Consider the following 19,275-nt stretch of genomic DNA (forward strand, 5'->3'; position numbering starts at 1 on the left):
AGCGATTATGCCTATTGAGGTTTTGTTGGTAGAAGATAATCCTGGCGATGCTCAACTTACACGCATCGCCCTAGAAGATAGTAAAATATCGATTCACCTAAATGTGGTCGAAGATGGTGTGGAGGCAATGGCATTCTTGCGGAAACAAGGGCAATACATCAGAGTAGCTCATCCCGATATTGTGCTGCTCGATTTGAACCTACCCAGAAAAGATGGGCGAGAAGTACTGGCAGAAATCAAAGCAGACGAAAAGCTCAAAAGAATTCCCGTAGTAGTTCTGACGACTTCCCAAGCTGAAGAAGACATCATCAAAGCCTATAATTTATCTGCAAACTGTTATATAACTAAGCCAGTAGATTTCGATCAATTCGTTAAAATTGTCCAATCAATAGAAAATTTTTGGTTTGCGATCGTAAAACTGCCACCGGAGTAGTGGAAATGGCAGGTAAAAATATTAAAGTCTTGTTAGTAGAAGATAACCCTGGTGATGTTTTTTTATTACAGGAGTTTTTAAAGGAAGTTACAACAGTTGTAGTTGATTTGATGCCCGTTGAGCGGCTTTCTGAAGCAATTAACTACCTAGCAAAGGAAATCTTTGATGTGATTCTGCTAGACCTCTCGCTGCCAGATAGCCAGGGGCTAGAAACCTTTGTCATCGCTTACCATCAAGCAAAAGCCACTCCGATAATTGTGCTGACTGGTATAAATGATGAAACCTTGGCAATTAGGGCAATGCAGGAAGGAGCGCAGGATTATTTGGTGAAAGGGCAAGTAACTGGCGACTTGCTAGTGCGGTCAATGCGTTATGCCATCGAACGTCAACGGGCAGACGATGCATTGCGCCACAGTGAGGAGCGATTTCGGGTAGCCCTCAAAAATTCCCCCATCTTTGTCTACAACCAAGATATGGAGTTACGCTACACCTGGGTTTACAATCCCCCATCGGGCTTGACAGTTGAAGAAATATTGGGCAAACAAGACTTGGATATTATCTCAGTTGAAGATGCTCAACATCTCATCACAATTAAGCATGGGGTGTTAACTACTGGTATAGGAACGCGAGAGGAAGTATCAATTACAATCAAAGATACAACTCGATATTACGACTTGACCGTTGAGCCATTGCGGAATGAGTTGCAAGAAGTTGTGGGCGTGACATGCGCCAGTATTGATATTAGCGAACGTAAATTGGCAGAAGAAAAAATCCGCGAACAAGCAGCATTGCTTGATGTCACCACAGATGCCATTTGCGTCCGAGATTTAAACAATCAAATTATTTTCTGGAACAAAGGCGCAGAAACACTTTACGGCTGGCTAGCGATAGAAGCTTGGGGCAAAAATGCTAGTGAGCTTTTGTATGACGAACCTTCACCAGAAATTGAAGCGGCTCTTTTACAAGCTACTAGTAAAGGCAAGTGGCAGGGCGAGTTAAATAAACTTACCAAAAATGACAAAGAAATCCTTGTTGCTAGTCGCTGGAGTTTAGTGTACGACGAACAAGGAAAACCGAAAGCAATTCTCACCGTTGACACAGATATTACCGAGAAAAAGCACCTAGAAGCCCAATTGTTTCGCGCCCAACGCTTGGAAAGCATTGGCACTCTAGCTAGTGGTATTGCTCACGACCTCAACAACATCCTGACACCGATTTTGGCCGGAGCGCAACTGTTACCACTCAAATTTCCTGATGCAGATGAACGCACCCGTCATCTATTGGAGATTTTAGAAGTTAATGCTAGACGCGGGGCTGATTTAGTTAAACAAGTACTGTCATTTGCGCGGGGTGTAGAAGGAAAGCGCATCACTTTGCAAATCAGACATCTAATTGTGGAAGTTGGCAAGATTCTTAAAGAGACATTTCCCAAATCCATACAAATCAGCACTGATGTCCTGCAAGATTTGTGGATGGTTTCTGGAGATAGCACCCAACTACATCAAGTGCTAATGAACCTCTGCGTTAACGCCCGCGATGCAATGCCCAATGGCGGTAGTTTGAGTCTCTATGCTGAAAATGTGTTGATTGATGAAAATTATGCCCGCATTAACCTGGAAGCAAAAGAGGGACCTTACATAGTGATGACTGTCTCTGATACTGGAGTTGGGATTGCTAAAGAAATCTTAGATAGAATTTTCGAGCCATTTTTTACCACGAAAGATGTCGGAAAAGGCACAGGGTTAGGACTTTCTACCGTCCTTGGCATCGTTAAAAGCCACGGTGGTTTTGTGAACGTGTATAGTGAACCGGGAACTGGCACCAGCTTTCAGGTTTACTTACCAGCAGTGGAAGGAATGGAAACAATTACTCCAGAAGAATTGCCACCACAGGCAGGACATGGAGAATTGATTTTGATTGTGGATGACGAAGTTGCTATTCAAGAAATTACAAAAACATCACTGGAAGCTCACAACTACAAAACCCTGATTGCCTGTGATGGCATTGAAGCGATCGCTCTCTACGCTCAAAATCAGGATAAAATTGATGCTGTACTGATGGATATTATGCTACCCACGCTAGATGGTTTAACTGCCATCCGTACCCTGCAAAAAATTAACCCCTTGGTCAGAATTATTGCCAGCAGTGGACTCATGTCTGACAAGAAACTCAGTGCAGTAGCTGCTATCGGTATCAATACATTTTTGGTAAAGCCTTATACTGTCAACGAATTATTGCTTTCTTTACATAAAGTCCTATCACAACTCAATTAATTACGTAAATATTCTGATATGTTTAAGTACAAAAGGCTGCCTGATTGATGTGGGTGCGAATTTTCTGAATTTGATATGATTGAGCATCGACTAACACACTCCTCTTATGGAGTCTAGGTACTGGGAAGAGTTTTTCTAACCCCATGCCCAATGCCCTATGCCCAATCCTTTTTAATATGCCTCGATTTCTCAGGTTAATCGTAAATATAGTAATCTTGAGTGCATTGTTGCTCATCTCTGTGCAAGTTTGGGCGCAAGATTGGCGACCGGTTCGCGGTGGTATCCCTTTCGGTATCAGTGGGATGGCTTTAATAAAGCAGCAAAGCAATTCTCTAGATTTTCTGATTGTCCATGACAACAAAAAACCCAATCAAACCCGTTTAGCAACTATTAGTCTTAAAGGAAAAAACCAACCTGAATATTTCCCTTTAAACTGGCCAAATAACATAGAATTGCCCATCGATTTAGAAGCTTTAACATCTGTTCCTGAGAAAACAAAATTTTCTTTTATCGCTTTAAGTAGTTCTGGAAAAGCCTATTACATTAGGTTAAATCCAGTCACTAAAACCATCTTAGTTCTCAAAGAATTCAATTTACCGGGAATTATTCAAGGAAATAATTTTGAAGGATTCGGATTACAAAATATAGACGGTAAATTAGTTGCTATTTGGGGACATCGAGGTGAAGGAGAACAACCAGCAACTATATTTTGGGGAATCTTTGATTTGGCTAGATATCAAATTAATCTCGGCGGTTCTACCAATCTGAAAGTACCGTTTCCGTTTGGTAATGTTCGTCATATTTCAGATATTAAGATAGACCCTGTAGGGATTGTGTACATCACCTCAGCAAGTGATGCTGGAGATGATGGCCCATTTCAATCATCTGTATATGTCGCTGGTTACTTGGGATTGCATGACAACAAAATTGTCTGGCGGCAAAATCCTCAACTTGTTCCTATTTACCGCTCTGATTACCACAAAATTGAAGGTATAGAACTTGTTCCCGGTGCGGAAGGTGGTGTAATTGTTGGTACAGATGATGAGAATTTGGGTTCCTACGTATACATGCTGGGTGGAAGTAACTGAAGTATGTCCTTGCTTGCTTATTTGCGATCGCTAGCATATCCTTATACACATATCGAAAATTTTGTCAAGTCATCGAGAGCGATCGCAATTTAGTATAAGTTGACCATTATCTGATTGATAACGGCCACTTAATTAATGAACCCTACACATTAAATCGGAACAACATTACATCCCCTTCCTGCACAACATACTCTTTCCCTTCACTACGAACCAACCCTTTCTCTTTCGCCGCATTCATCGAACCAGTCGTTACCAAATCTTTATAAGCAACAGTTTCGGCGCGGATAAATCCCCGCTCAAAATCACTGTGGATTACACCAGCAGCTTGAGGTGCAGACATTCCCGCATTAATTGTCCAAGCGCGGGTTTCTTTAGGGCCGCAAGTAAAATATGTCCGCAAGCCTAAAAGCGAGTAAGTTGCCCGAATCAATGATTTCAAACCGCCTTCTTCCACACCTAAAGACGCGAGAAAATCAGCCTTATCTTCTTCTGGTAACTCTACTAACTCCGCTTCAACTTGAGCCGAAACTATCACAACTTGAGCATTTTCTGTCGATGCAATTTGCCGCACTGTTTCCACAAAATGATTACCAGTAGCCAACTCATCTTCAGATACATTGGCCGCATAGATAATCGGTTTATAAGTCAGCAGTTCTAATCCCTTAATAATTACTTCTTCTTCTTCATTCAAGCTTACCTGACGCACCGATTTACCTTCATTTAAAGCCGCAGCTAATTTTTCTAAAACTGAGACTTCAAATTGTGCATCTTTGCTGGTACGAGCTTGTTTGCGAGTCCGATCAATTCGCCGCTCAATTTGTGCTAAATCTGATAAACCCAGTTCTATATTAATGATTTCAATATCTCGTGCTGGGTCGACAGAACCAGCAACATGGATAATATCGTCATTTTCAAAACAACGTACCACATGGACGATCGCATCAACTTCCCGGATGTGGGACAGGAATTGATTCCCTAGTCCCTCACCCTGACTTGCACCTTTAACTAAACCGGCAATATCTACAAACTCCACCCGCGCCGGAATAGTTTGTACCGAACTGCCAATCTTAGCAAGAACATTTAACCGTTCATCCGGTACTGCGACAACGCCGACATTCGGTTCAATCGTGCAAAAAGGGAAGTTAGCTGCTTCTGCTTTAGCATTAGCAACTACAGCATTAAATAAAGTAGATTTTCCGACGTTGGGAAGTCCGACAATTCCGGCTCTTAGCATTTTGGATTTTAGATTTGAGATTTTGGATTACATTACCAAGGTAATCTAAACAGGTTCCGGTATGGTTTGGGGAATTGGCCCTGGAACTGTTTGAGGAATGGGAGCAGGTACTGGTTCTGGTACAGGCCCAGGTAAGGGTTGGGGTATCGCTGGTCCCGGTACTGGTTCGGGACTAGGTAGCGGATTCGGGCCAGGAGTAGGGATTTGTGGTTCTGGTATAGAAATCGCAGTGGGATTAAGCATGGTAAGTTTAAATTAAATTATTCAACCTTCCCACGCTAGATGACAACCTCATCTGTTGACATCTCCCCAAATAGCTATACTCACGAACACATCCTTTAATAATTTACCCCTCTTCTCATTCTCTGCGCCCCTCTGCGCTTCCCTTTGCGCTCCTTTGCGTTTAAACTCCAACCTCAATTCCCCACCATTTCCACAAAACTACTCCTCCTTCACCTTTTCCACCACCTCTGGCACTGGATCGTAACCACCTGGATGAAACGGATGACAGCGCAAAATCCGCCGAGTTGCCATCCAGCTACCACGCAACACTCCAAATCGTTCAATAGCTTCAATAGCATACATCGAACAAGTTGGTTGAAAGCGACAAGTCGGGAGAAACAACGGCGAGATAAACATTCGGTAGCCCCGAATCAGCCAAATCAATAATAATTTCATTGCAACTACCCAAATCTTATAAATTAGTAACAGGGGTAAAAATTTTCATTTTGTTGCATCTTTGCTAATTACATTTTCTGACTTCACCTCAATTCCGGTTTTCTGGCTGCAAATTGCGTCGGCTGCAATTTGGGTGTTACTCATCCTTCTGATTGCATGGGTGGTAAACCGCTTTGCCGACAAGCCAGAAATCGTGCGGAAGATAGTTCATATTGGCACTGGTAATGTGATTCTAATCGCCTGGTGGCTAGATATTCCCGCCAGTGTAGGGATTACAGCTTCTATTTTAGCGAGTGCAATCACCTTATTATCCTACCGATTGCCTATTCTTCCTGGCATTAATAGTGTAGGACGGCAAAGTTTAGGAACATTTTTTTACTCTGTCAGTTTCGGTATTTTAGTCGCCTGCTTCTGGTACTTGCAACAACCCCAATACGCAGCACTAGGGATTTTGATCATGACTTGGGGAGATGGACTAGCAGCTTTAATTGGGCAACGTTTTGGTACACACAAGTATAAAATCTTTGGTACGCAAAAAAGTTGGGAAGGCTCCCTAACTATGATGCTCGTTAGCTATGTCGTCAGTAGTTTGATTTTAGTTGGAACTCAAGGAAACAGTTGGCAAATTTGGCCGATATCGCTGATGGTGGCATTTATCGCTACTGCTTTAGAAGCTGTTTCATTTTTGGGGATTGACAATTTAACAGTTCCTTTGGGTAGTGCAGCCCTTGCTTTCTATTTAAGTCAATTAATTTTGAATTAGTAATTGCTTTGAGTACTATCCCTAATTTTGTTTTAGAGAGGCTAACTAGATAGCTAATGATACTGATGACGTTCAGTACATAAAGGATAGCCAAAATCTAATCTGGGAACAAAAACGCGATAGAAAATCAATTTCCCGATCGGCTCAATCAATAAAAAATAAATATTTTTGAATATATTCAATACCACCCATTACGTGAAAAGTGAGCCGAGTCAATTACCGCGATCGCTCCAAAATCCAATCGAGTAAAATCGGATTGACTAACTCCGGCGCTTCATCCTGCGGACAATGCCCCACTCCCTCTAAAGGAATAAACTTTTCTACTTGGGGAAAGTTAGCTAATTCTCTCCCTAACTTAATTGGTTCCCACGGATCGGCCGTTCCCCACAAGATAATCGCTGGACACTGTAATAGTGGTAAAAGGTCTTCTGGTAGCGGCCCTGTAGAATAAGAAGTAAAAGCCAGGAACACAGCACTAGCACCTGGATCGCTTGCTGGTGAAGTGAGAATATCTACCAACTCATCTGTCACCATCTCAGGATTTGCATAAGCTTGTAGTAAAATCTTCCGTACAGTTTTCGGTTTGGCAAGTTGATTGAAAAAGAAATCGCCAACCGATTTGATAGATAACAGGCGTTGCAGTAAAGGCGCTCCGTAACGACGAGATAAAGGTAAAGTTTCCCGTTTGCGATCGTGCAACAGCCGTAAAGAACAGTTGAGCAAAGCAACTCCTAAAACAATATCTGGGTTGCCAACTGCTGCTTGCATGGCTACAATACAGCCAATTGAATTGCCAACTAAAAAAGCAGGTTCGCCGACAACTTCGCGGCAAAAATCTGCTACTTGTTGTCCCCAGGTTTCTAGAGTGTAGGAAATTTTTTCACCAGGTTGAGGTTTTGCAGAACCGCCAAAACCAATCAAATCAATAGCATAAACACGGCAATTTTGTGCTAATACAGGAATATTTTTCCGCCAATGCCACCAAGAAGCCCCAAATCCATGCACCAGGACAACAACTGGGCCAGTGGTTCCTTGGGTTTGATAGGAGATAGGGAAATCTTGCCAAATCCAGGTTTTTGTAGAGGTAAATGCTGTTTCTGAACTTGATGTTGTCATAGGAAACTTGATAAATATAAGGGTAAAAGCCTTTTAGCCGTAAGGCACAAGTAAAATTGTTTTTAATTTGAACAAAATTTATCAGATTTTTAAAGTAAATGCTTTGCTCTAGTGATAACTTAGACATACACCACTAAAGCTTCTAAGCTGATAATTTTATGCAGCATAGAGAGTTTTCGTCTTGTTGATAGAGGCAATTTACTCACAACTTAGATTATCTCAGCATTAGGAATCATAACTTCTATGATGCAAATAATATTTTTGCGATTTATTCAAATGTGAGTGATATTAGCATCAGTGCTAGATTCAGTAGTTTCACAATTTACGATCGCTAATGCGAGTCTATAACATTATCGAATATGAGGCATCGGCTAAGGGGTGGTTTGCAACTGGAAACTGACGCTGAATTTAACAATATTTTTCTTGTTCCTAGTTCTGCGAGCCAGACAACATGAATTTACTAGAAACAATCGATACTCCCATTGGGAGCTATGCACCCGATTTTGAACTGCCAGGAATTGACGGTCAAGTACACCATCTTAGGCGTTATCTTGAGAAGTTTCGAGCAGTGGGCGTTATTTCCTTATGTAACCACTGTCCTTATGTAGAGTGGTATATAGACAGGTTAAAAAACATTCAAGCCGAATTTGCCCCCAAAGGCTTCACACTAATTGGGATGAATGGTAGTGATGGTAATATTGAAACTAGGCCAAGCTTTGAAAATATGAAGGCTTTTGCCCAGCGTCATAATTTGAACTTTCCTTACCTGTGGGACTCGACGCAAGATGTAACCCAGAGTTTTGGGGCGACAAAAACACCAATGGCTTTTTTAATAGATGCTAATGGTATAGTCCGTTACAAAGGCAAAATTGACAATCATCCCCAAGATGCATCAGCAGTGGGAGAGGAATATTTGAGAAATGCGATCGCCTCTCTATTTCTTGGTCAGACAATAGATGTACCACAAACAGAACCAGTCGGGACTACATTGATTTGGCGTAACTAGACATAGATAGTCCCTGTAACTGCTATCTTGAATTGGAGGCAATTGCAACTTTTTTGATAAAGCGTAACTTCATGGGAACGAATTACCGACGGGTTTTACTCAAACTGAGCGGTGAAGCCTTAATGGGCAACATGGGCTATGGCATTGATCCAGAAGTGGTCAAAGGAATAGCACAAGAATTAGCAGAGGTGATAGCCACTGGCACTCAAATTGCCATAGTTGTTGGCGGTGGCAATATTTTTCGTGGCGTTAAAGCAGCGTCGGCGGGGATGGACAGGGCAACCGCTGACTATATTGGGATGATTGCCACGGTAATGAACGCCATGACGTTGCAAGATTCGCTAGAACACATAGGGGTACAGACGCGGGTGCAAACCGCGATCGCTATGCAAGAATTAGCAGAACCATATATCCGTCGTCGTGCCATCCGTCATCTTGAAAAAGGGCGGGTGGTAATTTTTGGTGCTGGTTCGGGAAATCCCTTCTTTACTACAGACACCACGGCGGCACTAAGAGCAGCAGAAATTGATGCCGAAGTGATTTTTAAAGCCACCAAAGTAGACGGGGTGTATGATGCAGATCCTCATATTTATCCTAACGCCAAGCGTTACAATAGCCTCACCTACGCGCACGTTTTAGCCAAAGATTTGCGGGTGATGGATAGTACTGCGATCGCCTTGTGTAAAGAAAATAATATCCCAATTCTGGTATTTGACCTAACGGTGCGAGGTAACATCCACCGAGCAGTCTTGGGAGAATCCATCGGTACCCTTGTGGGAGGTTCTTGTGATATTAGCTGACGCGAAAAGCAAAATGCAAAGTTCTGTTGAGTCAACTCAACGAGCTTTTAACACGATTCGCACTGGTCGTGCCAATGCGAGTCTATTAGATAAAGTATTAGTGGACTATTACGGTTCGCCTACGCCCTTAAAATCACTGGCAAACATTAGCACGCCAGATGCCTCGACAATTCTGATTCAGCCCTACGAGCGCAACACCCTAAACATCGTTGAGAAGGCGATTTCTCTCTCCGATGTGGGTTTAACACCCAGCAACGATGGTTCTGTAATTCGGCTGAATATTCCGCCTTTGACAAGCGATCGCCGGAAAGAATTTGTCAAAATGGCTACAAAGTATGCTGAAGAGGGTCGTGTTGCTATTCGCAACATCCGCCGCGATGCCATAGACTCGATTCGCAAGCAGGAGAAAGCTTCTGAAATCTCCAAAGATGAATCAAAAGACCAGCAAGACGACTTGCAAAAACTGACAAATGAGTATACTGCCAAAATAGACTCACTCTTGGCAGAAAAAGAAAAAGACATTACGACTGTTTAAAGTCTAAAGTCTTAAGCATAAAGGCTGAAGGATGATAGTTAAATTCTTCAGCCTTTATCATTTTTTAGCTATCTCACAAAAATTGAACAAGTAAACGGACGTGAATAATTAAAGTAGGGACAATTCATGAATTATGACCCTACTCAGTAAAAAATTAACTAATTCAGGAGCAAAAATTCAGCCTTATGTACGACTGCATCATCGTCGGCGCTGGGCCAGCTGGTGGAACGGCTGCATATCATTTAGCCAAGCAGGGGCGTTCAGTATTAGTGTTAGAAAAGGAACCCCTGCCAAGATATAAACCTTGCGGCGGTGGTGTATCTCCAGCGATCGCTCAATGGTTTGACTTTGATTTTAGCCCAGCCATTTCTGTAAAAGCTGACTCCCTTCGCTTTACCTGGAAATTGGGCGACCCTGTGGAAGCAAAAATTGCCACAGAAGAACCAGTCTGGATGGTGCGACGAGATATTTTTGACCATTTTATAGTGCAGCAAGCACAGAAGCTAGGGGCTGAACTACGAGATAATACTGAAGTAACGAGTATTGAATTTAAAGGCGACTATTGGCAAGTTAACACAGCCAATGAGCCAATTACAGGTCGCTACTTAATCGCAGCTGATGGTGCTAAAGGGCCAATGGCAAAATGGCTCGGCTTCAAAGAACGTAAACGCCGTTTAGCAGCAGCTTTAGAAGCAGAAGTTCTGGCAACGGTGAAGGACAAATCCACGATTCACTTCGAGTTTGGCTTAGTGAAAAATGGCTACATTTGGAACTTCCCAAAAGCTGATGGTTATTCCATTGGTGTCGGTACGTTTATCGGTGGCGAACCCCAAGATTTTAAGAAGATTTTAGATGAGTATGCGCGATCGTTTAATGTAGATATCAAAACTAGCAAGCAGTATGGTTATCCCCTTTGTTTGTGGAATGGCAAGCAAAAGCTGCATACCCAAAATGCAGTTTTGGCTGGGGAAGCTGCTTGTGTAGTCGATCCCATGACAGCAGAAGGTATTCGTCCCTCAATTTTTAGCGGTTTAATTGCAGCAGGAGCTATTAATGAGGCTCTTTCTGGTGACACCAACGCTTTAGAAAAATATAGTGAAGCTATTAATGAAGAATGGGGTACTGAGATGGCTTGGGCGCAAAAATTAGCTGGAGCATTCTATCGCTTTCCAAGCATTGGCTACAAAGCTGGTGTTAAGCGCCCCTCTGGTGCCAAAATCATGGGTAAAATCCTCTGTGGAGAGCTACGCTATGGCGACATTGCCGATCGCGCCCTAAAGCGGTTAATTCCTGGTTTTGGGCTTAAGTATTAGGGATTAGATAACGAATATCTAGCAGACGAGACACAAACCCCACAAAAATTAATCATCCTTTCTAGGGTGGGCATCTCGTCCACCCTATTTTCACTTTATTTATGCCTATCTACTTACCATTTCTCTAAACTAGGGTTTTAGACAGGGAACTTTCAAAGGTCTGCAATATAATTCCCAGAATCTTATCGACTGCATTAACATGATATTCTATCGAGTCAATGCAAACAGTATTCTGTTCTAAAGTTAAGAATTTCCAAGCAGTTCCACTTGTCACAACTCCATATATCACTTTAATATCATTTCCTGCTCTTTGATTGAATATCTGAGCAGCAATCATTGTGGCTGTACATTGCCCCAATCCGGCGATGATATTCTCATTTTTGGCCTCTATAACAGTGACTACTGGGGCACTGATAAAATACTGTTCACCAGATGCACTAAGGATGAAGTCACAAAAACCTGAGAGTCCTTTTGCAGGATCGATATTGAACTCTGTACCTGAAAATAAACTGATTTGATAATTTAACTGTCGCCTCACCTCAGATAGAATAGGAGCGATTAAGAACTCAGAACGAGCTTTTTCACTGTTGATGGCAGTAGCTAAAGTGAGGTTCTCATTCAGCAACTGCTTTAGCAAGTCAGAGGGCTGCACCCCGCCGACAGTCAGAAACAGATTACGTGTCTCTTCCAAAGTTAAGCTAAATGTATCTCTGACTTTAAGAAGACTAAAATCACTGTATGCCATAGACTCATGCTCCAGTTTTATCTTAATTGTGCATGACTCACCCAGTACCATAAGACATTTAACACGAAATTAAAAATACCTAGAGAAAAGCCAGATACTTGTTCCGGTTCCCAGTACACAAATAATTCCCGCCAAACCAGCTAGGGGTTTTTTATTCTTACCTGTGAACCAGTCAGAGACAATACCAGTGTAAGTAATTAATTCTGCTGTATCTAGGGTTGCGATCGCCCATATCCACCCCGCGTGTAGGCCCCAAGCTAAACCCAAGTTGTTGCTAGAGGCAAAACGTGCCAACACCAGCACCATTCCCATCAGCCACAATCCAGGGAGTTGGGGTGCGGTTTCACGTTGCTCCCAAACTAGATGTAGTAAGGCAAAAATCAAGCTAGAAATTGCTGCAGCGACCCAAACGGGATAATCCTGCGCTAATTCAGTGAATAGAAAACCCCGAAAAACTAACTCTTCTATCCCACCGACTAATAACGCTATCAAGAAAATCGGTAGCAAGATAGGTAGTAGTAACTTGAAATTCGTTTTTTCAAAAGAACACCAACCTAACCCAAATTGCCCACTAAATACAATAGCTAGGCTAACCACTCCCAAACAGAAACCTAGCGCTAAAGAACCAAAAGTTGAAAGATTCCCAATCAAGCCGTAATCAAAAAAAGATTTATTGGTAAACCAACTAACTCCCCACAGAATTGGGGGAGCTAATAGGTAAAGTGACACCAATAACGGCATTTTTTGCTCTGGCTGCAAAGGTTTAGGGGGTTGCCAATTGAGCAATATTGCTGATATTGCGGCTACTGGCAACCAGCAAACTATCCAGAAAATAAAAAATACCATCACTATAATTAGTGCTGGTGCATTTTGCATAAATGCTAATAAGGCATTGACCGAAGGCTCAAAAAAAGTTATCAAAAAAAACACGATAGACTTCTTGCACTATAGATTTCTTGCTGATTAATCAAGACTCTACTAAATTTGGTGAATTATGCAAGGGGTCTAATCGTATTTTTTACCTGAGACAAAATTTTTTCAATAGAGTTAGCAGTTTGCTGATGGTAAGGATAAGTTTCAGGTGATGATAACTTGTCCTTACCCCGACAGCAAATTTACTCTTCGTCTTCCAAATCTTCGTCAGATTCCTCAGAGTCTATATCTGCTGAGGTGAGTTTTTTATCACTTTCACCAAGTTGAATCAAGTGAATATGCTTGTATCCAAGCCTAATTTCAAACTCATCTCCTGACTTTAAGCCCATTGCTTTGGTATATGTAGCACCAATCACAATCTGACCATTTTGATGGACACTAACTCGGTATGTCGGTTCGCGACCACGACCATCTTTAGGTGCTTCTGGACTGAGAGGAATTCCTCTAGCCGATAGCAAAGCGTCATAAAAATCTGTGAGATTGACACGAACCTGATTATTCTTAGTAACAGTGTAATAGCCGCACTGTTTGGCTCTTTCTCGGCGTGGTAAAGTGGAAAGTTCTTTTACTTTCGCAAGTAGTGTTTTTCCGGTTAATGGCGCGGTTGCAGTTTCAGTCATTATGCTCAAATTTTCCTTACTCTCTCCAAGCTGATAAACGATGTAGTCTCATGCCAGCATTTGACTTTTTAGCATGTGCATAGAGCTACTTAGGACTCTAAGGTAACGGGTGAATCACTGCCGATAGGAGACAAAAGCACTTCATATTATGGTTGTCCACAACCAATTAGAGGTCATAGTTGCCATAGAAACTAATTTTGCTGATTTCACGGCACTTTTAACCATTATTCGCCATCAGAAATGAAATTATTTTCTCTTTTGGCGCTACTGTAGCGGTGCAACTTTCAGCCACCTTTACAAATGGGGTTGGTTCTACTCCAAATAAGTCGTAGACCCAATAAATTGCAGTTTTTTCACTTTCAGTGCTTGCCCTTCTGCTAATGAGCAGGTAGAGTTTTCTCTACTTATCCTCTCAAGCTTAGGACAGCATAGTATTTCAATAGAGTCCTACGGGCTTATGCCCTTTTGTCCTGCCAGTAGAGACGCGAATTTTCTTGTCTCTACATTACGAATCAACAAAGCAGTAGTAGCCGCGCTGATACGGCTATTGATTCTGGTTTTGTGAGTTCGTAATTTTATATTAAATACTAGCATGGACTAATAATAGCAAAATAGTTGTTTAATTTTGAATTAAAATTGCTGGTAAATTTTTATTTAAATTTCTGGACTTAAAGGTTGCAAAAAGCCGTGACGATTTTCCTAAACCTTTATTGCATTATAAAAATTTATCTAATTTAGACGAGTAGTTTTGACCAATGAGTTAAATTCAAGATTTTCTTGATTGAGAGGAGGCAAAAATCTCAAAGTCATGCCTATCATGGATTCCCTGATGTGTGAGACTCTTATTTGAAAGTGGTAAGGATTTTTCCTCGGTTTATTACCGTAAGCTCAAAAGCAGTCAGAGTATTTTCTACGTCTGTCTATGGTAAGAATAAATCTCTTAACATCCGCCTAGCGCTTAATTGCCACTACTATATATTAAAGATGTGCTTTTACACTTCTATATAATCAAAAAATTCCGTCAAGCGGTTGTAAAGGCGGAATTTTCCAGCTAGGACTGCTTGACTCAAGTTGATATGAAGAGGTGTTGCTAACCGGAAATGCATTTAATTTGCATCCGAATGCTAGAACAAAGATAAACCTGAGTCCCTTTCTAAGTAAAGTCCCTTTCTTTTTCATTCTCAAACGGCTAAATTCAATGTCAAGCGACCATTAGATTTTTGGCGTTTTATCTCAAAAATTGACACAAATCTTGCCTACAGCGTAGCTAAAAGTAAAATTTTAATGGTTATCCTTAAACTAGAATCAGTTGCCCTTTAATCGTCAGTCTATTAACACCAGGCTTTGAATTGAGGGCAAAAAAAGTATAGCTCACTTTTCACAACTACCTGCCTTGACTCATGATTGTTAAGGCTGATGAAGTAATTTTAAAATTTTGGTTAGTGGTCATGGAAGTTATTTTTAAGGTCATTCGACAGCAACAAAATTCCTCCCCTGTTGTGCAAACCTACCTTGTAGAGGCAGAACCAGGTAATACAATCTTGGATTGTCTGAATCATATTAAGTGGGAGCAAGATGGAACGTTGGCATTTCGCAAAAATTGCCGTAATACCATTTGTGGTAGCTGTGCTGTGCGAATTAATGGGCGTTCGGCTTTAGCTTGCAAGGAAAATGTTGGTAGTGAACTTGCTAGATTACAACAAATACCATCATCCCAAAGTAAAGTAAATGCCATTCCTGAAATCACGATCGCACCTCTCGGCAATATGCCCGTGATTAAAGATTTGGTTGTAGATATGAGCAGTTTCTGGAATAATTTAGAGGCAGTTGCTCCTTATGTAAGTACGGCAGCACGGCAAGTACCAGAAAGAGAGTTTTTGCAAACACCGCAAGAGCGATCGCGCCTCGATCAAACTGGTAACTGTATTATGTGCGGTGCTTGTTATTCTGAATGCAACGCCCGTGAAGTTAATCCAGACTTTGTTGGCCCCCATGCTCTTGCCAAAGCTTACCGGATGGTAGCGGATTCCCGCGATAGCGATACCGAAAATCGTTTAGAAAGCTACAACGAAGGTACTAAAGGCGTATGGGGTTGCACCCGTTGTTTATACTGCGATTCAGTTTGTCCAATGGAAGTTGCACCATTAGAACAAATCACCAAAGTTAAACAAGAAATTCTCACCCACAAAGAAGCTAGCGATAGTCGCTCAATTCGTCACCGGAAAGTATTGATAGATTTAGTTAAAGAAGGTGGTTGGATTGATGAACGTCAATTTGGTTTACAAGTAGTTGGTAATTATTTTCAAGATTTAAAAGGATTACTTAGTCTTGCACCCCTCGGTTTGCGGATGATTCTCCGAGGTAAGTTTCCCCTATCATTTGAACCTTCAGAAGGGACAGAACAAGTGCGATCGCTCATTGAATCTGTGCAACAAGAAGAGAAACTGGGGACTAGGTATTAGGGATTGGGTATTAGGGATTGGGATTAAATGAATTCTTTCCCAGTCCCCAGTCCCCAGTCCCCAGTCCCCAGTCCCCATTTTTTCAACGTGGTTCTTGAGGTATATTTAACGGCTGTCCATTCCGGTCATATACTAAAATATCCCACTGCCCGTTGTTACTGGACTCAAAAGCAATCCTACTACCATCAGCGCTGATTGTAGGGTTGCGGACTTCAGCTTGGAGGTTATTAGTCAAATTTCGTGATTGGCGTGTTTCTCGGTCATAAAGAAAAATAGCCGATCGCCCCTGGCGGCTAGCCGCAAATACAATATAACGACCATCTTGGGAAACACTAGGATGATTTGCGATCGCATCAAAGGAATTTAAACCTGGCAAATCAACCAAATCGCGAGTCACCGTATCAAACATATAAACATCTTGGCTACCGCGTCGGTCGGTAATAAAAACAATATATCTCCCAGAAATTTGGGGGTTTAATTCTGACGCTAAACTATTGAGACTCCGACCCCCCGGATCAAAGGGATAACTCAAAAGGCGAGGGTAGCCAAAACACCCAGTTAATAAACTTAAGCAGAAAAATACAGGTATAAATAAAACACGTTTCATATAATTTAGTCATTAGTCATTAGTTAATAGTCTCATAACTCCTAACTCCTAACTCTTGTAGAGACGCGATTAATCGCGTCTCTACTCCTAACTCCTACGGAGGTGAACCTACGGTTGCACCGTTGGGAATATCTAACTCAATATTTGGCCCCCGGTCTAGGACTTCAATATCCCACTGACCACGGCTAGCACTTTCAAAGACAACATAACGTCCATCTGGGCTGATATTTGGTTTTCTGATCCAGCCGCGATAGGTTGGTGTGACGATTTGCGACTGTTGTGTAGCGCGATCGTAAAGCGCCACCACCGCCCTACCTTGGTCGCTAGTAAGATAAGCAATATAACGCCCGGTATAGCTCAAGCTAGGACTTTCAGCAATTGTCTCTGCTCGGTTTATGCCCGGTGTACCAATAAACTGTTGCCTCTCCAAATCGAAAACTAGCAGTTGCTGATTACCATTCCGATTAGATACAAACGCTAAAAAGCGCCCATTTCCACTCAAAGCGGGTTGCTCTTCGGTGTAGCGACTGTTGAGAGAAGTAGGCCCTATGGGAATATCGTTATAACTACAAGATGCAAGCAAACCTGTTAAACCAAAAACCAGGCTCCAATGAATTGGTCTTTGGAGCCAAAATGTAGGCGTAAATTTTTCCACCTCAACTGTTTTCCGTCGCCTCTAAACGTACTTCCACGCCAACTGTTTTAAACATCGTCATCAAAATCGGTCGAATTATCTGGCCCCTGATTTGGCTTTTCAATGGGGTTGTATGGTACATAATCAGTTGGGATTGCGTCATCATCTTCACGCGGTCTTCGAGAAGTTGAGTCAGTGGGTGAACGCCGCCTTCTTGGTCTAGGAGCAACATCATCTTCCCGGCTTTCTGGACGTTGAGAACCGTTATTATTACGGCGAGAAGGTTTTCTGACTTCCCCTCCCGAACTTTCCCAATCATCAACTTGCCTAGATGAAGAACCCCAATTTTCATCTTCAGGGCTTTCAGAAGGGCGATTCACAGGACGGCCAGAAGTCCGCCGCCGCGTTCTATCTGCTGGAGCCTGTCTTTCGCTACTGCTTCTTTCGTTACTGCTGCTATTGCGGCGTTCTGAACGACGGGGGGGTTGCTCCTCGTAGTAGTCATCACGAGTGGAAATCTTATCCCTGCTACCCTGAATCCGGGCACGCACGGGGCGTTCCTCTTCGTCTTCATAAGGCAATGGATCTAAATCTGCATCCATTTCAGCTTGATACTTTTTGCGATCGTTGTAGGAATAGCGATCGCTAACTGGTCGGTCTTCATCCACAATCGGAGTGTTACGCTTTGCTTGCTGGGTAGCTATACTCCGCAGGCGAATACTTTCAACTGCAAAAAATACAGTTGTGCCAACTAAAAGCAGTTGACCAAATTGGAGAATCGGGTCTAGCCGCCATCCTTGAAACACAAGAATAAAGCCGCAGAGCAAACCGACTGCCGCAAAAAAGATATCTTGATCTCGTGACAATTCTGGACGCACAGTGCGGAGAAAATACAGTGCTGCCCCAGCCACAGCCAGGAAAATTCCTAGAATACTGGCTGAATTTGCCCCAAAATTTACCTGAGCCAGAAAACTGGCTGAGTTCAGCCCAAAATTTATCATTGCTGTTTTCCCAATATCAAATCTATGTTAGCGAGTCACAATTAAAATCACTACTGTAATTAGGCACGATAAATATTGAAGCTTCAAAGCCTCCAACAAAGAAGCTCTGAAGCTGTTCGCCGAAAAGTAAAAACACCTATGTATGTCATCTACAACTCCCACCAGCCGCAGTTTTCGCTGCTTTTGGTGAAATAAATGTAGATAGCTGACAGACAATCGATTATGAGAGTTAAATTAACTCTCATAAGCATTATGAACGCTGAATTTTATCTTTTTGGCTAATGAAAATTAGACCAACTGTAACGGGTATTACAACAATTGCAGTACCCCAAGCCAAACTCCAAAGAAAATTTGCTAAAGAAGGCGTCATACTTCTCAACCTTTTTTTACACACTTCATCCTAATTTTAATAGTGTATTACTTTCTTGAGAAGCCTCGAAGTCGGAACTGCCAAACTTAGTAACTGCTGTGAGGGAGTTTACTTTTTTATTCGACAAGAAAGTTACAGCATTTGGTTAAAATAATGATGAGAGTGCTTTACAAAGCTTAAAATTTTTGTGGCGATGTCTAAAACAGTCTACGCCTAAGCGAAGCGCGGCTTGCCGTTGCCTAAGTCTTTCTTTACAGATAGTACCTTAAACCGATGACTGGTGTTGACCTGACTGCTTGGATTCTTGGCCCTGTGTTAGGGGTGATGACATTTCTATTTATATTTCGGATCATTCTCACTTGGTATCCGCAAGTGAATCTGAATCGTTTGCCCTTCAATTTAATAGCTTGGCCTACCGAACCATTTTTAGTGCCATTGCGAAAACTTGTACAACCTATAGGCGGAGTGGATATTACACCTATTATTTGGGTTGGTATCTTTAGCCTGCTGCGAGAAATATTACTAGGTCAACAAGGATTGTTGACTATGGCATCTCGTATGAATTAGGGAATTGGGCATGGGGCATTGGGCATGGGGCATTGGGAATTGGAGAGAAGTCAAAATTACCTCTTTCCCCTCTGCTCCCCTCCCCAGTCCCCAGTCC

Annotated in this window: 21 protein-coding genes; 10 read left to right on the forward strand and 11 right to left on the reverse strand. The window is 42.1% G+C overall.

From position 1 onward, the window contains the following. The first annotated feature begins 7 nt into the window (after positions 1-7). The 3 genes from CDG77_RS17100 (at position 8) to CDG77_RS17110 (ending at position 3,794) form a co-directional block, all read left to right on the forward strand. Positions 8-433, forward strand: coding sequence for a response regulator (locus CDG77_RS17100; protein WP_442946428.1), 426 nt, complete (start codon positions 8-10; stop codon positions 431-433). Positions 434-438: 5 nt separating this feature from the next. After that, positions 439-2,706 carry a hybrid sensor histidine kinase/response regulator gene (locus CDG77_RS17105; protein ID WP_094330546.1) on the forward strand — a complete coding sequence of 756 codons (2,268 nt, stop codon included), beginning with the start codon at positions 439-441 and terminating at the stop codon, positions 2,704-2,706. Between the two features lie 176 nt (positions 2,707-2,882). Further along, positions 2,883-3,794, forward strand: a complete 912-nt coding sequence (locus tag CDG77_RS17110; RefSeq protein ID WP_094330547.1) for a hypothetical protein — start codon at positions 2,883-2,885, stop codon at positions 3,792-3,794. A gap of 142 nt (positions 3,795-3,936) precedes the next feature. Here the strand turns inward: CDG77_RS17110 and ychF are convergent, their stop codons facing one another. The 3 genes from ychF to yidD all read right to left on the reverse strand — a co-directional run bounded on the left by ychF (position 3,937) and on the right by yidD (position 5,706). Then, entirely contained in the window at positions 3,937-5,028 is a 1,092-nt protein-coding gene (ychF, locus tag CDG77_RS17115; RefSeq protein WP_094330548.1) for a redox-regulated ATPase YchF, read from the reverse strand. A 45-nt stretch (positions 5,029-5,073) separates the two neighbouring features. Then, positions 5,074-5,271, reverse strand: a complete 198-nt coding sequence (locus CDG77_RS17120) for a hypothetical protein (RefSeq protein ID WP_094330549.1) — start codon at positions 5,269-5,271, stop codon at positions 5,074-5,076. Between the two features lie 198 nt (positions 5,272-5,469). Next, on the reverse strand, positions 5,470-5,706 hold the full coding sequence (yidD, locus tag CDG77_RS17125; protein ID WP_094330550.1) for a membrane protein insertion efficiency factor YidD: 237 nt from the start codon (positions 5,704-5,706) through the stop codon (positions 5,470-5,472). Between the two features lie 61 nt (positions 5,707-5,767). Between yidD and CDG77_RS17130 the strand changes: the two genes are divergently transcribed. Beyond that, positions 5,768-6,469 (forward strand): diacylglycerol/polyprenol kinase family protein, encoded by a 702-nt coding sequence (locus CDG77_RS17130; RefSeq protein WP_094330551.1) that lies wholly within the window; start codon positions 5,768-5,770, stop codon positions 6,467-6,469. A 216-nt stretch (positions 6,470-6,685) separates the two neighbouring features. On the opposite strand, the gene CDG77_RS17135 is transcribed toward CDG77_RS17130, so the two are convergent. Further along, positions 6,686-7,585 (reverse strand): alpha/beta fold hydrolase, encoded by a 900-nt coding sequence (locus tag CDG77_RS17135; RefSeq protein WP_094330552.1) that lies wholly within the window; start codon positions 7,583-7,585, stop codon positions 6,686-6,688. 451 nt (positions 7,586-8,036) lie between these two features. On the opposite strand from CDG77_RS17135, the gene CDG77_RS17140 reads away from it, so the two are divergent. The 4 genes from CDG77_RS17140 to CDG77_RS17155 all read left to right on the forward strand — a co-directional run bounded on the left by CDG77_RS17140 (position 8,037) and on the right by CDG77_RS17155 (position 11,239). After that, positions 8,037-8,591, forward strand: coding sequence for a thioredoxin family protein (locus CDG77_RS17140; RefSeq protein WP_094330553.1), 555 nt, complete (start codon positions 8,037-8,039; stop codon positions 8,589-8,591). A gap of 71 nt (positions 8,592-8,662) precedes the next feature. Further along, the gene (gene pyrH, locus CDG77_RS17145; protein WP_094330554.1) at positions 8,663-9,391 is read left to right on the forward strand and encodes a UMP kinase; all 729 of its coding nucleotides are present in this window, start codon (positions 8,663-8,665) and stop codon (positions 9,389-9,391) included. Then, a complete protein-coding gene (frr, locus tag CDG77_RS17150; protein WP_094330555.1) occupies positions 9,378-9,926 on the forward strand; it encodes a ribosome recycling factor in 549 nt (182 codons plus the stop codon). Before pyrH ends, frr begins: the two co-directional genes overlap by 14 nt. A gap of 185 nt (positions 9,927-10,111) precedes the next feature. Continuing rightward, the gene (locus tag CDG77_RS17155) at positions 10,112-11,239 is read left to right on the forward strand and encodes a geranylgeranyl reductase family protein (RefSeq protein ID WP_094330556.1); all 1,128 of its coding nucleotides are present in this window, start codon (positions 10,112-10,114) and stop codon (positions 11,237-11,239) included. Positions 11,240-11,363: 124 nt separating this feature from the next. On the opposite strand, the gene CDG77_RS17160 is transcribed toward CDG77_RS17155, so the two are convergent. The 3 genes from CDG77_RS17160 to CDG77_RS17170 form a co-directional block, all read right to left on the reverse strand. Continuing rightward, positions 11,364-11,984: a hypothetical protein gene (locus tag CDG77_RS17160; RefSeq protein WP_094330557.1), complete on the reverse strand. Its 621-nt coding sequence runs from the start codon at positions 11,982-11,984 to the stop codon at positions 11,364-11,366. 69 nt (positions 11,985-12,053) lie between these two features. Next, positions 12,054-12,860: a CPBP family intramembrane glutamic endopeptidase gene (locus CDG77_RS17165; protein WP_094330565.1), complete on the reverse strand. Its 807-nt coding sequence runs from the start codon at positions 12,858-12,860 to the stop codon at positions 12,054-12,056. A 239-nt stretch (positions 12,861-13,099) separates the two neighbouring features. Next, on the reverse strand, positions 13,100-13,537 hold the full coding sequence (locus tag CDG77_RS17170; RefSeq protein WP_094330558.1) for an AbrB family transcriptional regulator: 438 nt from the start codon (positions 13,535-13,537) through the stop codon (positions 13,100-13,102). A gap of 1,448 nt (positions 13,538-14,985) precedes the next feature. Between CDG77_RS17170 and CDG77_RS17175 the strand changes: the two genes are divergently transcribed. Continuing rightward, positions 14,986-15,999, forward strand: a complete 1,014-nt coding sequence (locus CDG77_RS17175) for a succinate dehydrogenase/fumarate reductase iron-sulfur subunit (RefSeq protein WP_190233990.1) — start codon at positions 14,986-14,988, stop codon at positions 15,997-15,999. Between the two features lie 82 nt (positions 16,000-16,081). Here CDG77_RS17175 and CDG77_RS17180 read toward each other — a convergent pair whose 3' ends face one another. The 4 genes from CDG77_RS17180 to psbX all read right to left on the reverse strand — a co-directional run bounded on the left by CDG77_RS17180 (position 16,082) and on the right by psbX (position 18,611). Continuing rightward, on the reverse strand, positions 16,082-16,606 hold the full coding sequence (locus tag CDG77_RS17180; RefSeq protein WP_094330560.1) for a TolB family protein: 525 nt from the start codon (positions 16,604-16,606) through the stop codon (positions 16,082-16,084). A 94-nt stretch (positions 16,607-16,700) separates the two neighbouring features. Next, positions 16,701-17,261, reverse strand: coding sequence for a TolB family protein (locus tag CDG77_RS17185; RefSeq protein ID WP_094330561.1), 561 nt, complete (start codon positions 17,259-17,261; stop codon positions 16,701-16,703). 47 nt (positions 17,262-17,308) lie between these two features. Then, positions 17,309-18,241 carry a Ycf66 family protein gene (locus CDG77_RS17190; RefSeq protein ID WP_094330562.1) on the reverse strand — a complete coding sequence of 311 codons (933 nt, stop codon included), beginning with the start codon at positions 18,239-18,241 and terminating at the stop codon, positions 17,309-17,311. 250 nt (positions 18,242-18,491) lie between these two features. Continuing rightward, complete coding sequence (gene psbX, locus CDG77_RS17195; RefSeq protein ID WP_094330563.1) at positions 18,492-18,611, reverse strand: photosystem II reaction center X protein; 120 nt, start codon at positions 18,609-18,611, stop codon at positions 18,492-18,494. 273 nt (positions 18,612-18,884) lie between these two features. Here psbX and CDG77_RS17200 point away from each other — a divergent pair, with 273 nt between their 5' ends. Continuing rightward, positions 18,885-19,178 carry a YggT family protein gene (locus tag CDG77_RS17200; protein ID WP_094330564.1) on the forward strand — a complete coding sequence of 98 codons (294 nt, stop codon included), beginning with the start codon at positions 18,885-18,887 and terminating at the stop codon, positions 19,176-19,178. Positions 19,179-19,275 lie beyond the last annotated feature (97 nt).

Source organism: Nostoc sp. 'Peltigera membranacea cyanobiont' 213 (genome assembly GCF_002245975.1).
Classification (GTDB): Bacteria; Cyanobacteriota; Cyanobacteriia; order Cyanobacteriales; family Nostocaceae; genus Nostoc.